We start from the raw sequence: 20,928 nt of genomic DNA, 5'->3' as shown, positions 1-20,928 counted from the left end.
GAACAAAGATCATTTTGTAGAGCAAGCGGGCTCGAACATCTGATGGCGGTTCGGCTCAGCTTGCCCACCTGATGCCCGTCCTGTGTTGACGCCGTGGGACCGCCAGGGCCCTGATCGGAGGTGATGTGACGTGGATAGGCCGTCCATCGTGGGCGACCCTGGCCGCGGGGTCGCCGGCTATGCCCTTCGGTGGCATGCTGCCCGGCGCGATCAGACCCAGCCGCGCAGCGCCGCCTCCACGCCGGCCTGGAAGCGGCTATCGGCGTCGAGGCGCTTCATCAGGTCGGACACCGTGCGGCGCACGGTGCGCTCGGAGAGCCCCAGCTGGCGGCCGATCGCCTCGTCGGTGCGGCCCCGACGGAGCAGCCGCAGGATGGCGGTCGCCTGGTCGCTCAGCCCGTGACTGTTCGCGAATCGCCGGGAGAAGGGTGTGCTCTTGTCCCACAGCATCTCGAACAGCAGGCACAACGCCGAGACGAGACGGTTACCGCGGATCTCCAGTGCGCCGCGCCCGGAACGCGGCTCGATCGGGATGAGTGCGAACCGCCGGTCGACGATGGTCATGCGTACCGGGGCCTCCGGCATGACCCGGCTCTGCTCGCCTCGTTCGGCCATCCACTGGGCGTAGGCGAGCGAGTCGGCGTCCTGCAGGGTGCTCTCCTGGTAGATGTGCCGGATCGTCACGCCCCGGGACAGCGCGATCCGGCTCAGCGTCTTGCCGGTCTCGATGGCTTCCGTCGGCATCGCCGCGCCGGTGGTCAGCGTCTGGAAGCTGTCGATCGCGGTGCTGGCATGTTCGGCGAGGCGATCGCGCACCGCGTCGAGCCCTTCCAGCCGTACGATCTCCTCCCGTTCTCGATGGGTGTCACGGCGGGCGGCGTGGGCGAGGACCGAGGCGCGAACCGCCTGGAGCTTCGCCTGCTGGGCGAGCATCTGTTGCTCGGCCTGGTCCAGCAGGGCGATCAGGCCGAGCTGTGGGCTCACCGCGCGCAGGGTGCCCGGCCGGCTGGTCGACGGTGTGATGAGCGCCTGGTCCGCCAGGGCGGACAGCGCGTCATGGATGGCCGTCTCCGGGATGTCGAGATGCGCGACGAGTTCGCCCACGTCCCACGCCGGGTGGTCCACCATGGCCCAGTACACGGCTTCGGCGTTTGCCGACACTCCCATCCGTTCGAGCAAGGTCTCCTCCCCGGCGTCATGAATTGATCATCTTAATTGAATTCGTGTTCATCGCAAGGTCTCAATTGGCTGTTCGGGTCGTGAAGACCCTGACCAGCTGGGGTGCGAACCGGTGCGCAGGGCGGCAATGTTTATCAATGCGACAAGTGGGTCCGGCAGCCACTAAGGCGACAATGGTGAATGTATGGCGATCTCCGGCCGTACCGGAACCGGCCACGGCCGGTTCCGGCAACGCCCGAGGTGATGACAGGAGCGACGACCGAACCGCACGCTTTCTCCGACGTCGCTACAGAAGTGCCGCAGGCGAGGGAGGTGCCCGATGCGTACCGGGCGACAGTGGACAGCCGGTCCCAGGTCGTTCGTGACCGCGACTCGCGGCGGAGGCTCACCGTGCTGCTCACCCGGATCGCGCTGCGGCCACCGCACGATGACTGCGACCTGTCCGCCGGCGAGCTGACGGACCTGTTGTGGCTCAACGCCACCGCAGCCGACGGCATCAGGCACATCCACGCCCGCGCGATCGCGGGGCGGGTGGCGGTCGCGGTGTTCACGGTGGCCTCCGAGCAGGAAATTTCCGACTACATCGTGCAGCGCGTCTGCGAGCGTGCGATCCGGAGTGTGCCGGCGTTGCGTGGCTGGACGGTCATTTAGGCCGGCGTTCGTCCATCGACACGGGGAGATCACGATGGAGCGTGCAGTGGTGAGCCCGCCCGGGCGGCGTGACGCGCCTCCGGTGGCCGCGCCAACCGCGGCGTTCCGCGTGCTCGGCCCGCTGACCCTCACCAGCGGCGTCGACGCGCTGGTCCTGCCGTCGTCGAAGGTGGCCTCGCTCCTGGCGGCGCTGCTGCTGCATCCCGACGAGGTGGTGTCGGTCGCCACCCTGCAACAGGCGATCTGGGGCGACGAACGGCCGGCCTCGGCCAAGGCCGCGCTGCAGACGTGCGCGCTCCGGCTCCGACAGCTGTTCACTCGCCACGGCATCACCGGCAGTGTGATCAAGACCGTGCCCGGGGGATACCGCATCACGGCCACCGCGGACACCGTCGACCTGATGCGCTTCCGCGACCTGATCCGGCAGACCCGCGACGAACCGGATCCCGAGGTCGAACTGGCCGTGCTGGCGGAGGCGCTTGCGCTGTGGAACGACCCGGTGCTGGCCAACGTGCCGTCGGAGTCGCTGCACCGGGACATCGTGCCCCGCATCAGCGAGGAGCGGGTCCGGGTGATCGAGCGGGTCTGCGACCTGAAGGTCGGGCTGGGCCGCGACCGTTCGGTGCTGGTGGACCTGTGGGCCGCGACCCGCGCCTATCCGGCCAACGAGCGCTTCTCCGAGCAGCTCATCGAGGTGCTGTACCGGACCGGCCGGCAGGCCGACGCGTTGGCGGAACTGCGCAGGATCCGGGAGCATCTCGGCAACGAGCTCGGCGTCGGCCCCGGCCCCGCGCTGCGGGAGCTGGAACTGACCATCCTGCGCGGCGAACCGCCCGCCCCGGCCGGCCCGGTGGCGCGACCCGCCTCGCCACTCGGTCACCCCACGGTCGCGCCCGGCTTCGTCGGCCGGGTCGCGCTCTGCCGCACCATCTCGGACCGACTCCGCGCGGGCACCCCGATCGTGGTGCTCAGCGGCCCGCCGGGCGTCGGCAAGACCGCACTGGCGCGGCACGTCGCGCAGCTCGTCGCCGACGACTTTCCCGGCGGTCAACTGTCGGTGGAGATGTCGGGCACCACCGGTGCCGTCTCACCGATCGAGCACGCCGAGCGGCAGCTGCTGGCCGCGATCAGCGGCCACGGCGTCCGTACCGGTCCACGGCTGCTGCTGGTCGACGACGTCGCCGACGCCACGCAGGCGCGGGAACTGCCGGCACTGCTGGCCCCCGGCGACGTCATGCTCCTGACGAGCCGGCCGAGCCTGTCCGGTCTGGTCGCGCGGCTCGGTGGCTGGCTGCATCGGGTCGAGCCACTCGATCCCGCCGACTCTCTGCGGGTGCTCGACGCGGCGCTGGGGCCCGAGCGGGTGAGTGGCGAACCGCAGGCCGCCGCGACCCTCGCGGCGCTGTGCGAGCACCTGCCGTTGGCCCTGCGCATCGCCGCCACCCGCATTCTCCTGCGGGCCCGCATGACCCTCGCGGAAGCGGTCGAGTGGCTGCGCGCGGACCTCGTCGGCCGGCTGAGCCTGCCCGGTGATCCGGACATGTCGCTCGGGTTCCGCCTCGACGCCGCGCTGGCCCGGGCGGGAGGGCGGCTGACCGGTGCGTTCCTCCGGCTGGCCACCTCGGCCCCCGACAAGATCACCACGGACCGGGCCGTGGACCTGCTCGACGTCGAACCAGCCGCAGCCCGCGACCTCCTCGACCAACTCGTCGACCACAGCCTGGTCGAAGAGGCCGCGGACCACTACTGGATCCGGGACCTGCTGCGGCTGCACGCACGAGATGCCGCCAACCGTCACGCACCACCCCAGGGCCCGCCACCACCCCCGTACCGAGCGAAGGGATCTCTTCGATGAGCACTGCCTACGACACGGTGGCGCGGACACGCCCGCGGATGCGCCACGACGTGCTGTTCACCCGCACCGAGGACGGGGTGCTGTTCCACAATGCCAACAGCGGCTTCCGGCTGTCCTCGGCCACCGCGTACCGGCTGGCGTCACTGCTCGTCCCGCACCTGAACGGCCGCAACAGGGTCGCCGACATCTGCGCCCCGCTGCCCACCGCGCAGCGTGCCATGATCGGCGAGCTGGTCAGCGCGCTCTACGCACGCGGATTCGCTCGCGACGTCCCGGAAGAGGACGACCCGTCGGCGACCCTGGACCCGGCCGTGGCCGAGCACTTCGCCGCCCAGATCGCCTACCTTGACCACTACACCGACCGGGCGCCGCAGCGGTTCGCCGCCTTCCGCGCGACTCGCGTCGCGGTGCTGGGCACAGGCCCCGTCGCTCGGGCGTGCGCCGCCGCCCTGCTGCGCAACGGCGCCGCCACGGTGACCGTGTCGCCCGCGGTCGCGCCGCCGCTCTCGGCGGACCTGGCCGAGTTGAACGCGGCGGGTTGCGTCGCGACGGTCGCGGAGCTGCCCGGTGCGGGCACCGACATCGGCTGGTCGGAACTGAAGGCGGCGGACGTCGTCGTCGTGGCGGCCGGCGACGACGCTCCCCGCGACACCCTGCGGCTGCTCGCCGCGGGCATCCCGGGGGACCGGCTGCTCCTGCCGGCCTGGGTCGCCGGCGGGCGCATGCTGGTGGGCCCGGTGCAGGGTGAGGGCCGGCAGGGCTGCTGGTGCTGCGCGATGATGCGACTCGCCGACAACGACGCGACCGGCGCCGCCGGGAACGTGTGGCGGGCCGCGGCGCTGCCGTCCGGTGCCGCGCCGGCGGTCGCCCAGCCGGACGGGCCGCTGGCGGCGATGGTCGGCAACCTGCTGGCGTACGAGGTCTTCCGGCTCACCACCGGGGCGCTCCCGCCGGAAACCGACGGCAGTGTGATCGTGCAGCACCTCGCGTCGCTCGATGTCCTGGCCGAGCCGCTGCTGACCCACCCCCGGTGCGTCTTCTGCCGCCCGGAGCCGCCGCAGCCGTCCTGGGACGACGTCGAGCTGGACGTCAGGCCCGCCGGTACCGACGACGAGGAGGACCCGTCCGCGCAGGCGCAGGAGGCCGTGGCGCGGCTGGCCGCCCACCAGCCGTTGCTCCAGCCTCGCCTGGGTGTGTTCCGCCGTTACGACGACGAGCGTTGGGATCAGACCCCGATCAAGATCGGCGCGGTCGAGTTCACCGACGGCAGCGGCCGACGCCGTACCGTGAGCGCCTTCGACGTCCATCACGTCGCCGCTGCCCGGCTACGGGCGCTGCGGGTGGCGGCCGTGACCGGCGCCGGCCACACCGCGGTCGCCCGACCCGCCCCCGACGACGCTCCCCGGCTCGACGCCGCCCGGCTCGGCCTCGCCTCGGGCTGGGGCGACCCCGTCGCGGAGGGCTGGTCCGCGGCCCGTTCGCTGCTCACCGGCCAGGTGGCGGCGGTGCCGACAGCGGTGCTGGAGCCGTTCGGGGCGGCCAACCGCGGTCGCGGCGCGGAGCCGACCTGCGCCGGCGGGGGCGCGGGTGGTGACCTCGCCGAAGCGGTCCGTGCCGGGCTGGCCTCCGCGCTCGCCTACCACGCGCTGCGGCAGGTCGTCGACGGTCGGGCCACGGCGCGGCAGGTCCGCCTCGACTCCATCGGCACCCACCCCGAGCTGGTTTTCCTGACCAAGTCGGCGGCGAACCTCGGCGTCACGATGGAGTTGCTCGACCTGGGCGGCCAGCCCGCCACCGGGTTGACGGTGCTGCTGGCGCGCTACCGGGACCAGACGCACGGCCAGTGGTCGTACGCCCTCGCCGCCGACCCGGTGTGGACGGGGGCGGCCGTCGCCGCGCTACGCGACCTGCTGGGCCAGGCGCAGCTGCGCGAACAGGCGCCGGATCTGGTCCCGGACGTCGGCGACCCGGTGCTGGGTGACTTCGACGCCGGCACCGTCGCGGCGCACGGCGAGACGGTGGCCGGCGCCGGCGGGGACAGCCGCTGGGCCGATGTGCTGCGCCGGCTGCGGGAGCACGGCCACGACGTCCTCGTGGCGCCCGTCGGTGGCGCGGACCTGGCGGCCGGCGGGCTCGTCGCGGTCAAGGTGCTGGTGGCCGCATGAGCGAGATGGCGGTGGTCGACGAGCTGATCTGCGCGGGCCTGGCGCGTCTGCTCGCCGAGCGCGGCTGCGACGCCGAGGTGGTCCCGCTGGGGGTACGCGACGAGCTGACCGCTCCGGCCCGGCCGGCTCGGTCACCCCGCGTGCTGCTGTACGGGCACGTGGCGCTGCTCGGGCCGGCGCCGCAGGCGGCGGCGTGCGGGACCTGTCTGGCGCGGCGCTGGCAGGCGGTGCGGCACCGCGATCTGCGGGATGCGGTCGAGCTCGGCGGAGACACCGTCGCGGCGGGTCCCTGGCCGTACGCGACCCCGTTCGTCGCGGACTTCCTGCACGCCCTGATCGAGGCGCGCCGCACCACCGGCACACCTGACGACGGCGGCCCGAGCACGGTGTTCCAGGTCGACCTGCAGACCCTGCGGGTGCACCGGGTTCCGCTGCTGGCCGACCCGGAGTGCCCCGGGTGTGGCGGCGGTGTCGCCGACGCGCCGGAGCTCGCCACGATCGAGCTGCGCGCCACGCCGAAGAGCGCGCCGGGCACGTTCCGCGGCCAGGACCTGGACGCCTACCCGCTAAACGTCGAGGCCTTCGCCAACCCGGTCTGCGGTGCGCTCGGCGCACCCCTGTGGCAGGACGTCACCTCGCTGTCGACCTCCCCGGCGGTCGGCTCCTTCACCCTGCGCAGCGGCCGCTACCTACGGGAGACGTTGTACGGCGGGCACGCCGACGGCTACCGGCGGAGCGCCCGCATCGCCGTGCTGGAAGGTCTCGAACGCGCCGCGGGACTGCGCCCCCGCACCAAGCGCACCGTGGTCACCGCGACCCTGCGCGAACTTGGCGACGACGCCCTCGACCCCCGCGAGTGCGGGCTCTACTCGGACGAGTTCTACCAGGCCAACCCGTACGTGCGCCGATTCGATCCGGAGCGGCCGATCACCTGGGTCTGGGGCTGGTCGCTGCGGGACCAGCGACCGCTGCTGGTGCCCGAGGTCCTCGTCTACTACCACGCGGCGAGCATCGAGGAACGTTTCGTCCAGGAGACGTCCAACGGGTGCGCCTCCGGCGCGTCGCTGGTGGAGGCGGTCTACCACGGACTGATGGAGGCGGTCGAGCGGGACGCCTTCCTGTTGGCCTGGTACGGCGCCCGGTCGCTGCCGGAGATCGATCCGGCCAGCATCGAACGGCCGCAGACCCGCATGATGATCGACCGGCTGGCCATGTACGGCTACCGCGCCAGGTTCTTCGACACCCGGATGACCTTCGACATCCCGGTGGTCACCGCGGTGGCCACCCGCGAGGACGGCGGCCTCGGCACGCTGGCGTTCGGGGGCGGGGCGAGCCTCGACCCGCAGGCCGCGATCACGGCGGCCCTGTGCGAGATCGCCACCGACTCGGTGATGGTCCGGGTCCGCGCCGGCGCCGACGAGGCCCGCCTGCGCCGGATGGTGACCGACTTCTCCCAGGTGCAGGGCCTGCACGACCACCCGTTGCTGTACGGCCTGCCCGAGATGGCGCACCACGCCGCGTTCCTGTTGGCGCGCGGCCCGCACCCGGTGCCGATGACCGACCTGTACGAGCGGGACCGCCCCGCCCCACCCGTCTCCGGCGATCTGCGCGACGACCTCGAGTACTGCCTCAAGGCGGTGACCGCGCAGGGCTTCGACGTGATCGCCGTCGACCAGACCACACCCGAACAGCGCGACCTGGGCCTGGCCACCGCCAGCGTCGTCGTACCGGGGCTCCTGCCGATCGACTTCGGGTGGATGCGCCAGCGCGCCCCACGCTCGCGGCGGCTGCGGACCGCCTTCCGTAGCGCCGGCCTGCTCGACCGCGACCTGCACGACGACGAGATCCACTCCGTTCCCCACCCGTTCCCGTGAGGTGCCGCCATGATGCCTGAGACCCCCGGCTTCGCCCACGCGTACGCGACCGCGATCCTGCGCCGCGGCCGTGATCCGATGCCTCCGGTCGACTTCACCCCCAACTGGGCCGACGCACCCCGGCGCGGCAAGTACTACCCGGCGGCGACCGCCTTCCCGCTGCCGACCGCGCCGGCGGTCAGCGCGGATCTGGACAGCGCGTTGCGTGGCCCCGGCGACGCCGACGAGCCGTTCACGCTGGCGCTGCTGGCCGGCATGCTGCACCACTCGTACGGGCTGCTCGGGCGTCGGCTCGGCATCCAGGCCAACACCGACCTCGCCGCGCTGCCCTCGTACGCCCACGCCAACTGGCACCGCGGCACCGCCTCCGGCGGCGGCCTCTACCCGTGCAGCGTCTACTGGGTCGCGGGGCCCGGCGCCGGGGTCAGCCCCGGGGTCTACTACTACGCCCACGCCCGGCACGCGATGCAACGGCTGCTGGCCGGTGACGTCACCGCCCGCGTGAACGCGGCGGTCAACCCGCGCCGCCCCGCCGACCAGTTCCTGGTCATCGGGGTCAAGTTCTGGCAGAACGCCTTCAAGTACAACAACTTCTCCTACCATGCCGTGTCGATGGACGTGGGCACCCTGCTGCAGACCTGGCGACTGTGGGCCGGCGCCCAGGGCCGACAGATCCGGCCGGTCCTGTGGTTCGACCAGGCCGACCTCGCCGACCTGCTTGGGCTCGCACCCGACGACGAGGCGCTGTTCGCGGTCGTGCCCCTGACCTGGGCCGCGCCCGCTGCTGCGGTGGACGCGCCGCCGCCGACGCCCGGGCGGGTCCGCCACACCGACCAGGAGCGGTCCCGCACCGTGATCAGTTTCGACACGCTGCGGCGGATCAACCGCAGCACCGCCGCGGCCGTCGACCGGCCGCCGATCGGGGCCCTCGCGGACGCCGCCGCGCACCCGGCCCCGGCCGGGACCGGGCTGCCGCTGCCGCCCGCCGCGCCGATGGAGATCCCCGTCAGCACCGCTCTCGCGGACCGCCGCAGCAGCTTCGGCCGGTTCTCGGCCCGCCGGCCGATCTCGGCGGAACACCTCGCGGCGCTGCTGCGGGCGACCGCCGGCACCACCGTGCCGTGCGAGATCGACGGCGCCGCCGACCGTCCGCTGGCCAAGGTCTACGCCTTCGTCAACCATGTCGCCGGCGTGCCCGCCGGGGGCTACGCGTACGACCCCGAGGAACACACCCTGGTCCGGGTCACCGGCGGCCCGCCGGGCGACTTCCTCCAGCGGAACTACTTCCTGGCCAACTACAACCTGGAACAGGCCGCGGTCGTTCTCGTCCCGACCGTACGCACCCATGCCGTGCTGGACGCCACCGGCGACCGGGGCTACAACCTCGTCAACGCCACCGTCGGCGCCATCTCCCAGACCTTCTACACCGCCGCCGCGGCACTGCGCCTCGGCGCGGGAGTGGCGCTGGGTTTCGACAGCGTCTCGTACGTCGAGGAGCTGGCACTCTCCGACGCCGGCGAGTTCCCGCTGCTCATCATGCTGGCCGGCCATGAGCGCACCCAGCTCGGCGACTACCGCTACGAGCTGCGATGACACCGGCAGCGCGGGCGCAGAGCCCACTCCGACCCGCCGCCGAGGCGCACTGGCGGACGGGGTCCTACTTCACCGCCCGGGTCGCCGGCCTGCCCCTGTCGACGGTCGACCCGCTCCGCTGTCCCCAGGCCTGCGAATGGGCCGACTCCGTGCTCGCCCTGCACGACCGGCTCACGGCCGACGGGGACGACCTCAGCCAACTGCTGCACGACCTCGTCAACGCCAACGAGGACGAGCACTCGCGGCGGCGCTTGCTGGCCCTGCGGCGGCAGATCTTCAACAACGCCCTGCCCGCCTCCCCCGAACCGGCACTCGCCGCGGTCGAACGCGCCCGCCCGTCGGCGCTGCCGGCGGTGCGGCGGTGGCTGGACCTGCGCGTGCGGCTCGCCCGACTCCAGGCCGACGGGGCCACGGTGTTCGCCGCCGACGTCGCCCGGGCGCGCGCGTCGCTGTGGGACCTGGCCGACGAACCGCGCCTGCGCGGCGGCCTGCAACTCGCCTCGCCGACCCTCGACGGGCAGCTCGCCACGGCCGCCCGGCCGGACCTGACCCGCCCGGCGAACAAGCGGACCCGCCGCGTCGAGCGCTCCCTGCTGTCCTACCTCTACCGCACCGCGTGCAAGACCAGCCCGTTCAGCACCTTCACCGCGATCGCCCTGGGCCGCTTCGACGACACCGGGTCGGGATTGGACATCACGGTCGGCGAGGACTGGCAGCGCCATGTCCGCCTCAACGTCGTGCTCGTCGCCCGACTGGCCGACCTGATCAGCGCCGATCCGCGGCGGCGCGGCGACCTGCCGGTCGCGCTGAGCCCGGGCTGGCGTCGCGACGCCGACCGGATCCGGTACGTGCGCCACTGGGTCACCGCCGGCGACGACAGCGCCGCGGTCAGCTTCGACTCGGTGCGGGATGGGCTGTTCTTCCTGCGCCGCAGCGGGGTCCTGGACGAGCTCACCACCCTGCTGCAGGAACGCGGCACGATTCGCTGCGCCGACCTGGTGGATCGGCTGTGCGAGCGGACCGGCGCCACCCGGGCCGACGGGGAGGCGTACCTGTCGACCCTGCTGCGACTGGGCATGCTCCGGCTGGTGGGCCTGGACACCGACGTGCACACCCCGGATCCGATGCGGACGCTGGCCGGCACGCTGGGAGAGCTCGACCGGCCCTGGGCCCGCGAGCTCGCCGGCCGGCTCGACGAGATCGTGGAGTTGGTCGACGCCTACCGGCGCGGTGACCTCGGGCGACGCCGGGAACTGCTGGACACGCTGCGGGTCGCGTTGCGCGCGGCGATGGCGGCCCTCGGCGAGCAGGACGCGGCCCTGCCGCAGACCCTGCTGTACGAGGACAGCCGCGTCGGCGGTGCACCCGTCGCCGTGTCCGCCGGGGCCTGGCAGCGGCTGGTCGGCACCGAGCTCGCCGCGGTGGAACGGATCCTGCCCGCCTTCGACCAGAATCTGCCTCACCGGATCATGTTCCACGGGTTCTTCCTGGCCCGGTTCGGCGTCGGCGGCCGCTGCGACGACCTGCTGCGCCTGGTCGAGGACTTCCACGACGACCTCTACGACCAGTACTCCTCCTACACCGCCGGGCACCGTCCGTTCGCCGACGACGGCACGTACACGCCGGAGGAGAACTGGCTGGGCAGGCCCGAGATGACCGCGCTGGACCAGGCCCGGCAGACCTTCGCCGACCGACTGCGCGCGCTCGCCGAGGCCCACCCGGACCGGAACGAACTGCTGCTGCCGGCGGACCTGTTCGACGAGGTGGGCGCGATGCTCGGCGACACCACCCGTGGTTTCCATCCGCAGGGGCACTTCGTGCAGCTGGCCATGCGTGACCCGGACCCGCTGGTGGTGCTCAACCAGTCGTTCGGTGGGCTGTCCTTCCCGTTCAGTCGCTTCACCCACTGCTTCGACCGCGACACCCCGACGCTCGCCGATCGGCTGCGTCGGCAGGCGAGCGCGATCACGCCGCCCGGCGCGGTGTTCGCGGAGCTGACCGGTGGGTCCGCCACCACCAATCTGAATTTGCACGCGAGGCTCACCGACCACGTCATCGTCTGCCCGGGCGAGACCAGCAGCGCCCCGCCGGAACGGCAGCTCACCCTCGACGACCTGTATCTCGTGCACGACCCGGACACCGACCGGATCGTGCTGCGGTCCACCCGTCTCGACCGGGAGGTCATCCCCGTCTACCTGGGCTACCTGGTGCCGATGGCGCTGCCGCAGATCCCGCGTACCCTTCTGCTGCTGTCGCCGGCGTCGCTGGCGCGGCTCGACGCGTGGCGCGGTGTGCCCGCCGTGGCCGGCCGCGACGGGGTCACCACCCGACCGCGGCTGCGCGCCGGCAACGTCGTGCTCAGCCGCCGCAGCTGGTCGGCGCGGGTACGCGACCTGCCGGACGCGGGTGATCCGGCGGCCGACCCGGCGGCCTTCCTCGACTGGCGCCGGTGGCGCGCGCGACACGGCCTGCCGCCGCAGGTGTTCGCCACCGTCTACCCGGCCGAGCCGGGTCGGCTGGTGGCCAACCCGAAGCCGCAGTACGTCGACTTCGACAGCCCGCTGTCGTTGCAGGCGTTGCGGGCCGCCCTCGACGCGCCGGACGACCGGATCGTGCTCCGCGAGCTGCTGCCCGCCGCGAACGAGTTGGCGGCCCGCGGCGAGCGCGGTGACCACGTCTGCGAACTGGCCGTGGAGACCTTCCGTACCGACCCCGGGGAGAACCGATGACCGCGTCAGCCGGCGCCGCGCCACTTGAGGCCGATCGGGCCACCGACCCGCGTCGACAGTGGCTCGCCCTGCACATCTTCTACGCGGCCAACCCGCAGCCCCTGCTGGTCGAGTGCGTCGCACCGCTGATCCGCGACCTGACCGAGCAGGGGCTGCTCGCCGGCCACTTCTTCATCAACTACTGGTTGGAGGGGCCGCACGTGCGGCTGCGGCTGCGCCCGCGTACCCCCGCCGACGAGCCGGCGGTGCGGGCCCAGGCCGAGGCGGCGGTCGGCCGGTTCCTCGCCGTCCGCCCGGCGCTCTACGCGATGGGCCACGGTTACCTGCGGGAGCTCTACGACATCCTGTTCGCGTTGGAGTTCCCCGACGGCAGGCCGCCGGAGTTGGTCGACGCGAACGGGCAGATGCTGCTGCAGCCCAACAACTCCGTCAGCTACCGGCCCTATGAGCCGGAATACGGCAAGTACGGCGGGCCCGAGGGGATCGAGGTCGCCGAGTGGCACTTCCAGCACTCCAGCGACGTGGTCCTGCGGGCCGTCTCGTCGATGAACCTGCACCTGCGTCCCGTGTTGCTGGGCGTCGCCGCGCAGTTGATGACGGTGATGGCGGGCACGTTCCTGACCGACCGGGAGCAGTTGGTCGACTTCCTCGACCGCTATCACCAGTTCTGGCACCGCGCGTTCGCCGGCACCAGCCTGATCGGCATCGAGGAGTACACCCGCATGTACGACGGCGTCGCCGAGGAGTTGGGTCGCCGGGTGAAGCTGATCCTCGCCCTCGTGCAGCGGGGCGAGACCCAGCGCCTGCCGGGATTCCTGCGTGGCTGGGCCGAACACGCCGTGCAGCTCAAGGGGAAGGTGCTTGACCTGGCCGCTTCCGGTCGGCTCACCGTCAGCACGTGGAGCGGCGGCGAGGACCGGGTCATCACCGATCCGGGTGAGGCGCTCGCGGCGCTGCTCTCGCCGTACCTGCACATGACCAACAACCGGCTGCACGCCACCATCCGCGACGAGGCGTACCTGTCCTACCTGCTCGCGCGGGTGCTGCGCGACCCGGCGGTGCCGGCGTGACCGGCTCGGGCCTGCTGGCCAAACGCCCCCGACTGCGCGAGGATCTGATCTTCTCGCGGCCGTTGCGGCGCGGGCCCGCCACCGTCTACCTGATCAAGAACCGCCGCGACGGCCGGGCGTTCGAGATCGCGGCCAAGGAACAGTTCCTCGTCCGCCGCCTCGACGGCGTCCGCTCGCTGGCCGAGATCACCGCCGAGTACGCCGCCGAGTTCGGTCGCCGTCTCAACGACGAGCACTGGGTCCGGCTGCTGTGGCTGCTGCACGAGCGCGACCTGCTCAGCAGCGACGCCGCTGAGCCCGTGGCGACGCCCGCGCGGCACCGGGCGGTCGGCTGGTGGGCCCGCCGGCTGCGGTGGCTGCTGCACCCCGCGGTCTTCGCGCTGCTGTGCGTGCTCGTCGCCGCGCTGCTGGTGGGCGTCGTGCTGCGGCTCGATCCGCTCTGGCAGGCCGCGCGCCCGGCGTTCACCGATCCCGTCAGCCTGCTCGTGCTGGTGCTGCTCGCCTGGCTCGGCGCCGCGCTGCACGAGTTCGCCCACGCGGTGGCGGCCGTGCACTTCGGAGCCACCGTCAACCGCATCAACCTGGCCACGCTCACCTGCCGGGTCGACGACTACCAGTATCTGCCGCGACGTCGGGAACAGGTGGTGATCGCGGCGGCCGGCGCGGTGGCCAACGGCCTGTTCCTGCTGCTCGCCGGCGCGGCGCTCGCGGCCGCGTCGGGCGGTCCCGCCGGCGGGCTGTTCAGCGCGTACGTGCTCCTCGGCGCGGCCCAGACGTTGGTCAATGTCATTCCCCTGTCGCCACTGGACGGTTACAAGATCGTCAGTCATCTGCTGGGCATGCTGGACCTGGCCCCGGAGAGCCGCCGCTACCTGTACACGGCGCCTCGACGCCTGCTGCGGCGAGCCAGCCCGCGCTACCCGCGCCGGGCCGCGATCTGTCTCGGCCTCTATGGCATCTGGTGGATATTCGCGGTCGCCACGGTCGCAGTCACCGTGATCTACTTCGTTGGCGCGCGGCTCGAGCCCGGTCTCGGCGCGCTCGGCTACGTCCTGCCCGCCGCGATCGTCGGCCTGACGACCGCCGGCTGGCTGGCCCGGCCCCGACGCGTCCGCCCCACCGACCCGTCGCAGCCTCAACCTTCCCGGCAGGACAACCAGTGAAAGGCGAGCCAATGTCACCCACCGACGGTCCAGCGATCGTGCTGGACGCAGTGAGCAAGTCGTATGGCGAGGTGAGGGCGGTCGACGACATCTCGGTCTCGATCAGCCGCGGCGAGTTCTTCGGTCTGCTCGGGCCCAACGGCGCGGGCAAGACGACGCTCATCGAGATGATCGAGGGCCTGCGCACCCCCGACAGCGGCACCGTGACCGTCCTGGGCATGTCGCCGGCCCCGCGCAACCTCGCCTTGCTGCCCCTCATCGGCGTGCAGACCCAGCGCTCGGCGTTCTTCACCCGGCTGACCGCCCGCGAGCACCTGGTGACGGTCGCCGCGCTGTACGGCCTGCCCGCGTCCGCCGCCGACCGGGCGCTGGAGCTGGTCGGGCTGACCGCTTCGGCCAACGTACGGGTCACCAACGTCTCCGGCGGCCAGCGCCAGCGCCTGGCCATCGCCTCGGCGCTCGTGCACGACCCGCAGGTGATCTTCTTGGACGAGCCCACCGCCGCACTGGACCCGCAGGCCCGCCGCGACCTCGGGCAGATGCTGCGGGAGCTCAAGGCCAGCGGCAAGACCATCGTCTACACCACCCACCACCTCGACGAGGCGCAGGGGCTGTGCGACCGGGTCGCCATCCTCTCCGCCGGGCGCATCCTCGCCCTCGACGCCCCCCGGGAGCTGATCGCCCGCTCCGGCGTCGGCACCCGCCTGGTCGTGCCCCCCGGCCGGCTGAGCCCCGAGCGGGCCGGCCAACTCGACGGCGTCGACGGCATCGACCTCGAGGACGGCGCCATCGTCCTGCGTACGACGCAGGCCGCCCGGGTGCTGGCCGCGCTCGGCACCGAGGACAGCCTGGACGACGTGGAGACCCGGCCCGTCACCCTGGAAGACGTCTACCTCGAGCTGATGGGAGCTGCCCAGGTATGAGCGCGTACGCCGCACTGTCCCGAGCCACCTACAAGGCAACCGTCCGGGACGCCACGACACTCTTCTTCACGTTCGCGTTCCCGCTCGTCTTCCTGGTCATCTTCGGGCTGATCTTCCACAACCAGGAGGTCGCCGAGACCGGCCACGGCTACATCGACTTCATCGCCCCGGGCGTCCTGTCCTGGGGTCTGGCCAGCGCCGCACTGTTCGGGGTGTCGTTCACCCTGATGCAGTGGCGCAACGACGACCTGCTGCGCATCATCCGGCTCTCCCCGACCAGCATCTGGTCGGTGATCGGCTCCCGCTACGTCGTCGCGCTCGCCATCGGCGTGGCCCAGAGCCTACTCTTCGTCGGGGTCGCCATGTTGCCGATCCTCGGCATGCGCCCCGACCCGAAGTGGCCGCTGTCGGTGCCGGTGATGCTGCTCGCGGTGACGGCGTTCCTGGCCCTCGGCCTGATCGTCGGTTCCCGGGCGGACACCCCCGAGGCGGTCGCCGCGATCGCCAACTGCATCGTGGTGCCGATGGCGTTCCTGTCCGGCTCGTTCTACCCGCTCGAGCTGATGCCGGGCTGGCTGCAGGGGATCTCGCGGGCCCTGCCGCTGCGGTACGTCAACGACGGCATGGCGTACGCGTTCACCGGGTTCGGCACGATGAACGACTACCTGCTGGCGTGCGGCGCACTGGTCGCCTTCGCCGTCGTGTTCGCGGCCGTCGGTGTGCGTACCTTCCGCTGGAGCCACGACAAATGACCACGACCGCGGCGGCGGCAGTGCCGACTGCCCCGCTGTCCGCCGCTGCGGCCCGGCTGCGTGACCACCTGCACGAGCGCTGGACGGCGCAGCCCACGGGCCGCGAACCGCGCGTCGTGACGCTGGGCGGCGGCGACGCGCTCGCCGGGCCGCAGCCCGACCGCCGCCACGCCACCGTGCACCTCAGCGCGGACGCCGTGCTGATCGGCCCGGTGGGCGGCGCGGCGGCGAGCCCGGCGTGCGGGCACTGCCTGGCCGTGCGGTGGCAACGGCTGCGTACCCGCAGCGAACGCGACGCCCTGGAGGTCGGTGACCGGATGACCGCGGTCGGTCCGTGGCCGCCGCTGACCGCCTACCACCTCGACGCGGTCTGGGACCTCTACCGGGCCGTCCACACCGGCCCGCCGCTGCCACCGCCGCCCACCTGGGACCGGCACAGCGCCCCGCTCGCCCGGGTCAGCCAACTCGACCTCGGCAGCCTGCGGGTGCGGACGTATCCGATCCTGGCCGAGCCGCGCTGCCCGACGTGCGCGGTCCCGCGGCCCGACACGCCCACCGACCCGGCGGGCTTGCGGCAGCCACTGCCGAAGCCGCAGCCCGACTCGTACCGCCTCCGCGCCGCCGGTGGTTATCCGATGCCGGAGACCGCGCTGGTCAACCCCGTCTGCGGAGCCCTGGGCGCGGGCACCCAGCTCACCATCACCTCACCCACCACCGCGCCGGTCACCGGCAGCGTCTTCATCCGGGGCTACGGCGGACTGCTCGACGTCTCCTGGAGCGGCCAGTCGACCGGGTACGATGCCAGCCGGTCACTGGCGTACCTGGAGGGCCTGGAGCGCTACGCGGGCACGCACCGCCGACGCAACGTCACCCCGGTCGTCGCGGCCTACGCCGACGTCAGCGAGCACGCCCTGCATCCGGACAGCTGCGGCACCCTTCCCGACGCCGGGTACGACACCGACCCGATCCTGCGCCGGTTCTCGCCGGAGCGGCCGATACCGTGGGTGTGGGGCCACAACCTCCACACCGACCGGCCGGTGCTCGTGCCACGCCGGCTCTGCTTCTACAGCTCGCCGGCCGCGGACGACACCTTCGTGCTGTCGTCCTCCAGCGGCTGCGCCACCGGCAGCTGTCTTACCGAGGCGGCCCTGTTCGGGCTGCTGGAGCTGATCGAGCGCGACGCGTTCCTGCTGGCCTGGTACGGCGACCTGACCCTGCCCCGGATCGACCTGGCCTCCGGCCCGTCGCAGGTGCGGGCGATGGCCGACCGGGCCGAGCTGCAGGGGTATCGCCTGTTCGCCTTCGACAACCGGATCGACCTCGACGTGCCCGTCGTCACCAGCCTCGCCGTACGCCACGACGGTGGTCCCGGCCTGCTGTCGTTCGCCGCCGCGGCCCACGTCGACCCGGATCAGGCCGTCGTCGGCGCGCTCGCCGAAACGCTCACCTACATCCCCCATCAGCCCGGTACGGTGCGTCGCCGCCGGGCCGAGCTGGAGCTGATGGCCGACGACTACACGCTGGTGCGCCGGCTGCCGGACCACTCGGCGCTGTTCGGTCTGCCGCGGATGGCGGAGCACGCCGGCACGTACCTGCGGGGCGGCGGGCCGCTGCCCATGGAGCAGGTGTACGCCGGCTACCGCCCGTCAGGTAGCGGGGACCTGCTCGACGACCTCCATCGGGTGCTCGACACCCTGCGGGAGCGCGGGTTCGAGGCCATCATGGTCGACCAGACCACACCGGAGCAGGAGGCCATCGGGCTCCGTTCGGTGTGCATGATCGTGCCCGGGCTGCTGCCGATCGACTTCGGCTGGACCCGGCAGCGGGCCCCGCACATGCCGCGGCTGCGTACGGCGCCGCAGGCGGCGGGGCTGGCCGACGGCGTCCGCACCGACGACGATCTGCGTCTGGTGCCGCACCCGTTCCCCTAGGCCGACCACCGGCGGATACGCACACGTCGGGCCGCCCACCCGGGCGGCCCGACGTGCTGCTGCCTTCGGTCAGGCCGAGCAGCTGGTGGTGGAGGTGGTGCTGCTGCAGGTCGAGGTGGTGGCCGATGAGGAGCAGGAGGCGAGGATCGCCTCGGACGCGTCGGCGTAGTCGGAGATCGCGAAGGTCTCCGACTCCAGCTCCATGATCTCTTCGGCGAGGGCGTTGAGGTCGGTCTCGGGCACCATGATGCCTCCAAACGGTCGTGTCCGGCCGGCGGGTCCGGCCTCCGACGTAAGCACACCCCAGGGCGCTCACCGATCGCCCTCGCCCGCGGTCCCATCCCGCTGTCAACTCGCGACAGCGGATTGACAGCAACCTGTACCTGGCTTGCTCCATGGCGGCACCGGCGCGTTCCTCCAAGCCGGCGACCAGGGGGTACGCAGACGTCGGGCCGCCCGGATGGACGGCCCGACGTGCTGTTGCCTTCGGTCAGGCGCAGCAGCTGGTGGTGGAGGTGGTGCTGCTGCAGGTCGAGGTGGTGCCCGACGAGGAGCAGGAGGCGAGGATCGCCTCGGACGCGTCGGCGTAGTCGGAGATCGCGAAGGTCTCCGACTCCAGCTCCATGATCTCCTCGGCCAGGGCGTTGAGGTCGGTCTCCGGCGTCATGATGCCTCCCAACGGTGGGTGTTCGGCCGGCTGGTCCGGCCTCGAACGTCAGCACACCCCAGGGCGCTCACCGATCGCTTTCGCCCGCAGTCCCATCCCGCTGTCAACCGATGACAGCGGGATGACAGCAACCTGTACTTGGCTTGCTCCATGGCGTCCCCCGCACCGCAGACCCGGGTCCGCGCCGCCGGCCTGACTGTCGATCCGGACGTCGTCGACCGTGCGGGCCGGCTCTACCGGGACCTGCACGCACACCCGGAACTGTCCGGGATGGAGGAACGCACCGCTGCCCGATTCGCGGCGGCGCTGCGGGAGATCGGCTGCCAGGTCACGACCGGGGTCGGCGGGCACGGCGTCGTCGGTGTCCTCGCCAACGGGATCGGCTCGACGGCGCTGATCCGCGCCGAGCTCGACGCGCTTCCCGTGGCGGAGGAGACCGGGCTGCCGTACGCCAGCACTGCCACCGGTGTCGACGCCGACGGCCAGGTCGTGCAGGTCATGCATGCCTGCGGGCACGACCTGCACCTGGCTGCGGTCGTCGGTGCCGCCGCGCACCTCGCCCGCAACCGGCAGTGCTGGCGGGGGACGCTCCTCGTTCTCGGGCAGCCGGCCGAGGAGACCCTGCGGGGCGCGGCGGACCTGCTCGATGACGGCCTCTACGAGCGGTTCGGCCGTCCCGATTTTGTCCTCGCCCAGCACGCGGCGCCACTGCCCGCGGGAATGGTGGCCCACGGCAGCGGCCCGATGACGGCCGGCAGCGTCACCCTGGACGTCACCGTGACCGGGCGGGGCGGCCACGCCGCCACGCCGCACCTGTGCGTGGACCCGGTGGTGCTTGCGGCGAGCATCGTCGTGCAGCTGCAGACGATCGTGGCCCGGCAGGTGAGCCCGGCCGAGCAGGTAGCGCTCACCGTGGGAACCCTGCGGGCCGGTCGGCATCCGGGTGTCATCGCCGACCATGCCACGCTCGGGGTCACGATCCGGGCGCTGTCCGATCAGACGCTGGACCGCGTGTTGGAGAGCGTGGTCCGCATGGTTCGGGCCTGCTGCGAGGCTGCCGGCAGCCCGGATGAGCCGCGGATACGGGTGGTGTCGCGGGCCCCGGCCTACCAGGGCGATCCGGCGGTGACCGCACGGGTGCGGGCCGCCCACGAGGGGGCGTTCGGCGCGGAACGGGTCGCCTGGTGGCCGCCGTCCCTGGCGTCCGAGGACTTCCCACTCCTGGCCGCCGGCATCCCGAGCAGCTACTGGATGCTCGGCACGGTCGGGCCGCGTCAGTGGCGGGCGGCAGCTGGCGCGAGCGCGGCCGAGAAGCTCGGCAGCCTGCCGACGAATCACAGCGCGGCCTTCGCCCCGAGCGTCGGGCTGGCCCTGCCGGCCGGCGTCGAGGCGCTGATCGTCGCGGCGTTGACCGTGCTCGAACCGGATTCGGGTGGCGGAAGCCGCCCCTGACGAGGGAGGTTCAAAACGATGAAATTCTATGAGCTGATGGCCTTCATCTGGGTTCTCGCCGGGCTTACCATCGCCCTGACCTGGATGATCCTGCGGCACCGGCGGGCACAGGCCCGGACGGCGCGGCGGCCGCAGACGAGGGACTGACCGCCGTCCGGCTGCCGCTGCGGGATACTGGGCCAAAGGGGATAAGTAGGGCAGAAGCATATGGCCATGCGGGGTGCGGCGACCGAGCTGCCGGGCAGCCGGGAGCCTCCGAGCCGGGCCGGTTTCGTCGAGCTGCTCTTCGACGTGGTCCTCGTGTTCGCCTTCACCCGCCTCTCGGACCGGCTGGTCGAGCAGCTGAACTGGTGCGGCTTCTACTCGGCGATGGTGCTGACCCTGGCCCTCTGGTGGCTCTGGTACCGCATGGCCTGGACGGCCAACCGATACGACCCCACCCGGCCGATGATCCAGGTCATGGTCATCGTGCGCCATCGCGTCCTCCCGGGCCCGGCCTACGTGGGTGACGTCGCGTCGTACGCGCACCTGCTCATGGTGGTCGGCGTCGCGGTCAGCGCGGTGGGGGACAGGTTGATCATTTCGCACCCCTTCGGCGCGACCGTGCTGTCCCGATCGCGGTCGCTCTCGGCGGCCCGGCCTTGTTCCTGGTCGGCCGAGGGATGCTCGACTACGCCGGCTTCAGCCGGGTCTCGTGGTCGCGGCCGAGCGGGCTGCTGGCGCTCGCGGTCCTGACCCCGGTGGCCCTGTTGCTGCCGCCCCTGTTGGTGGCCGTGGCCGCCGCCGTCGTGCTGATCGGCGTCGCCGCCGCGAACGTGATCAGCTGGCGGGTGTTTCTCCGGGAGATGGCGCCACCGCCCGGCCTGCCCCACAAGTGATGAGCGCGCGGCCTGGGGTGCCGCGCCGGTCGTCGAATTTCATGCG

Annotated in this window: 18 protein-coding genes; 15 read left to right on the top strand and 3 right to left on the bottom strand. The window is 72.4% G+C overall.

All coding sequences use genetic code 11. The annotated features are described in order from the left end of the window. Positions 1-210: 210 nt before the first annotated feature. Positions 211-1,128 (bottom strand): LuxR C-terminal-related transcriptional regulator, encoded by a 918-nt coding sequence (locus AB0C02_RS19075; protein ID WP_357549756.1) that lies wholly within the window; start codon positions 1,126-1,128, stop codon positions 211-213. 441 nt (positions 1,129-1,569) lie between these two features. On the opposite strand from AB0C02_RS19075, the gene AB0C02_RS19070 reads away from it, so the two are divergent. The 11 genes from AB0C02_RS19070 to AB0C02_RS19020 are packed head-to-tail and all read left to right on the top strand — an operon-like array spanning position 1,570 to position 17,885. Next, positions 1,570-1,830, top strand: a complete 261-nt coding sequence (locus AB0C02_RS19070) for a hypothetical protein (protein ID WP_357549677.1) — start codon at positions 1,570-1,572, stop codon at positions 1,828-1,830. A 34-nt stretch (positions 1,831-1,864) separates the two neighbouring features. Then, complete coding sequence (locus AB0C02_RS19065) at positions 1,865-3,685, top strand: BTAD domain-containing putative transcriptional regulator (protein WP_357549676.1); 1,821 nt, start codon at positions 1,865-1,867, stop codon at positions 3,683-3,685. Continuing rightward, positions 3,682-5,850, top strand: a complete 2,169-nt coding sequence (locus tag AB0C02_RS19060) for a TOMM precursor leader peptide-binding protein (RefSeq protein WP_357549675.1) — start codon at positions 3,682-3,684, stop codon at positions 5,848-5,850. Before AB0C02_RS19065 ends, AB0C02_RS19060 begins: the two co-directional genes overlap by 4 nt. Next, on the top strand, positions 5,847-7,724 hold the full coding sequence (locus AB0C02_RS19055; RefSeq protein WP_357549674.1) for a TOMM precursor leader peptide-binding protein: 1,878 nt from the start codon (positions 5,847-5,849) through the stop codon (positions 7,722-7,724). The genes AB0C02_RS19060 and AB0C02_RS19055 overlap by 4 nt, the downstream gene beginning before the upstream one ends. Before the next feature lie 9 nt (positions 7,725-7,733). Beyond that, positions 7,734-9,317: a nitroreductase family protein gene (locus tag AB0C02_RS19050; RefSeq protein ID WP_357549673.1), complete on the top strand. Its 1,584-nt coding sequence runs from the start codon at positions 7,734-7,736 to the stop codon at positions 9,315-9,317. Then, positions 9,314-12,046 (top strand): lantibiotic dehydratase, encoded by a 2,733-nt coding sequence (locus AB0C02_RS19045; RefSeq protein ID WP_357549672.1) that lies wholly within the window; start codon positions 9,314-9,316, stop codon positions 12,044-12,046. Before AB0C02_RS19050 ends, AB0C02_RS19045 begins: the two co-directional genes overlap by 4 nt. Beyond that, entirely contained in the window at positions 12,043-13,116 is a 1,074-nt protein-coding gene (locus AB0C02_RS19040; RefSeq protein ID WP_357549671.1) for a lantibiotic dehydratase C-terminal domain-containing protein, read from the top strand. The genes AB0C02_RS19045 and AB0C02_RS19040 overlap by 4 nt, the downstream gene beginning before the upstream one ends. Then, on the top strand, positions 13,113-14,279 hold the full coding sequence (locus AB0C02_RS19035) for a peptidase M50 (RefSeq protein ID WP_357549670.1): 1,167 nt from the start codon (positions 13,113-13,115) through the stop codon (positions 14,277-14,279). The genes AB0C02_RS19040 and AB0C02_RS19035 overlap by 4 nt, the downstream gene beginning before the upstream one ends. After that, positions 14,276-15,202 carry an ABC transporter ATP-binding protein gene (locus tag AB0C02_RS19030; protein ID WP_357549669.1) on the top strand — a complete coding sequence of 309 codons (927 nt, stop codon included), beginning with the start codon at positions 14,276-14,278 and terminating at the stop codon, positions 15,200-15,202. Before AB0C02_RS19035 ends, AB0C02_RS19030 begins: the two co-directional genes overlap by 4 nt. Continuing rightward, on the top strand, positions 15,199-15,954 hold the full coding sequence (locus tag AB0C02_RS19025; protein ID WP_357549668.1) for an ABC transporter permease: 756 nt from the start codon (positions 15,199-15,201) through the stop codon (positions 15,952-15,954). Before AB0C02_RS19030 ends, AB0C02_RS19025 begins: the two co-directional genes overlap by 4 nt. Beyond that, entirely contained in the window at positions 15,951-17,885 is a 1,935-nt protein-coding gene (locus tag AB0C02_RS19020) for a TOMM precursor leader peptide-binding protein (RefSeq protein WP_357549667.1), read from the top strand. The genes AB0C02_RS19025 and AB0C02_RS19020 overlap by 4 nt, the downstream gene beginning before the upstream one ends. Before the next feature lie 69 nt (positions 17,886-17,954). Here AB0C02_RS19020 and AB0C02_RS19015 read toward each other — a convergent pair whose 3' ends face one another. Further along, on the bottom strand, positions 17,955-18,131 hold the full coding sequence (locus tag AB0C02_RS19015) for a thiazolylpeptide-type bacteriocin (protein ID WP_357549666.1): 177 nt from the start codon (positions 18,129-18,131) through the stop codon (positions 17,955-17,957). A 244-nt stretch (positions 18,132-18,375) separates the two neighbouring features. Continuing rightward, positions 18,376-18,552 carry a thiazolylpeptide-type bacteriocin gene (locus AB0C02_RS19010; RefSeq protein ID WP_357549664.1) on the bottom strand — a complete coding sequence of 59 codons (177 nt, stop codon included), beginning with the start codon at positions 18,550-18,552 and terminating at the stop codon, positions 18,376-18,378. A gap of 150 nt (positions 18,553-18,702) precedes the next feature. On the opposite strand from AB0C02_RS19010, the gene AB0C02_RS19005 reads away from it, so the two are divergent. From AB0C02_RS19005 to AB0C02_RS18990, 4 genes are all read left to right on the top strand, one after another. Next, a complete protein-coding gene (locus tag AB0C02_RS19005) occupies positions 18,703-20,004 on the top strand; it encodes an amidohydrolase (protein WP_357549660.1) in 1,302 nt (433 codons plus the stop codon). 18 nt (positions 20,005-20,022) lie between these two features. Beyond that, the gene (locus AB0C02_RS19000) at positions 20,023-20,151 is read left to right on the top strand and encodes a hypothetical protein (RefSeq protein ID WP_357549657.1); all 129 of its coding nucleotides are present in this window, start codon (positions 20,023-20,025) and stop codon (positions 20,149-20,151) included. A 66-nt stretch (positions 20,152-20,217) separates the two neighbouring features. Continuing rightward, positions 20,218-20,739 carry a low temperature requirement protein A gene (locus tag AB0C02_RS18995; RefSeq protein WP_357549655.1) on the top strand — a complete coding sequence of 174 codons (522 nt, stop codon included), beginning with the start codon at positions 20,218-20,220 and terminating at the stop codon, positions 20,737-20,739. Further along, positions 20,646-20,882: a hypothetical protein gene (locus AB0C02_RS18990; protein WP_357549652.1), complete on the top strand. Its 237-nt coding sequence runs from the start codon at positions 20,646-20,648 to the stop codon at positions 20,880-20,882. Before AB0C02_RS18995 ends, AB0C02_RS18990 begins: the two co-directional genes overlap by 94 nt. The last annotated feature ends 46 nt before the right edge of the window (positions 20,883-20,928 follow it).

Origin of the sequence: Micromonospora sp. NPDC048999, from assembly GCF_040649295.1 — a bacterium.
Taxonomy (GTDB): Bacteria; Actinomycetota; Actinomycetes; order Mycobacteriales; family Micromonosporaceae; genus Micromonospora.
This window is presented reverse-complemented; position numbering and strand designations above follow the sequence as displayed.

What these genes read in the sequence shown, in the direction of transcription:
- AB0C02_RS19060 (WP_357549675.1), top strand. Translation starts at nt 3,682, where the DNA reads ATGAGCACTGCCTACGACACGGTGGCGCGGACACGCCCGCGGATGCGC.
- AB0C02_RS19015 (WP_357549666.1), bottom strand. Translation starts at nt 18,131, where the DNA reads ATGGTGCCCGAGACCGACCTCAACGCCCTCGCCGAAGAGATCATGGAG.
- AB0C02_RS19020 (WP_357549667.1), top strand. Translation starts at nt 15,951, where the DNA reads ATGACCACGACCGCGGCGGCGGCAGTGCCGACTGCCCCGCTGTCCGCC.
- AB0C02_RS19050 (WP_357549673.1), top strand. Translation starts at nt 7,734, where the DNA reads ATGATGCCTGAGACCCCCGGCTTCGCCCACGCGTACGCGACCGCGATC.
- AB0C02_RS19075 (WP_357549756.1), bottom strand. Translation starts at nt 1,128, where the DNA reads ATGGTGGACCACCCGGCGTGGGACGTGGGCGAACTCGTCGCGCATCTC.
- AB0C02_RS19010 (WP_357549664.1), bottom strand. Translation starts at nt 18,552, where the DNA reads ATGACGCCGGAGACCGACCTCAACGCCCTGGCCGAGGAGATCATGGAG.
- AB0C02_RS18995 (WP_357549655.1), top strand. Translation starts at nt 20,218, where the DNA reads ATGCGGGGTGCGGCGACCGAGCTGCCGGGCAGCCGGGAGCCTCCGAGC.
- AB0C02_RS19045 (WP_357549672.1), top strand. Translation starts at nt 9,314, where the DNA reads ATGACACCGGCAGCGCGGGCGCAGAGCCCACTCCGACCCGCCGCCGAG.
- AB0C02_RS19040 (WP_357549671.1), top strand. Translation starts at nt 12,043, where the DNA reads ATGACCGCGTCAGCCGGCGCCGCGCCACTTGAGGCCGATCGGGCCACC.
- AB0C02_RS19000 (WP_357549657.1), top strand. Translation starts at nt 20,023, where the DNA reads ATGAAATTCTATGAGCTGATGGCCTTCATCTGGGTTCTCGCCGGGCTT.
- AB0C02_RS19055 (WP_357549674.1), top strand. Translation starts at nt 5,847, where the DNA reads ATGAGCGAGATGGCGGTGGTCGACGAGCTGATCTGCGCGGGCCTGGCG.
- AB0C02_RS19005 (WP_357549660.1), top strand. Translation starts at nt 18,703, where the DNA reads ATGGCGTCCCCCGCACCGCAGACCCGGGTCCGCGCCGCCGGCCTGACT.
- AB0C02_RS19025 (WP_357549668.1), top strand. Translation starts at nt 15,199, where the DNA reads ATGAGCGCGTACGCCGCACTGTCCCGAGCCACCTACAAGGCAACCGTC.
- AB0C02_RS19065 (WP_357549676.1), top strand. Translation starts at nt 1,865, where the DNA reads ATGGAGCGTGCAGTGGTGAGCCCGCCCGGGCGGCGTGACGCGCCTCCG.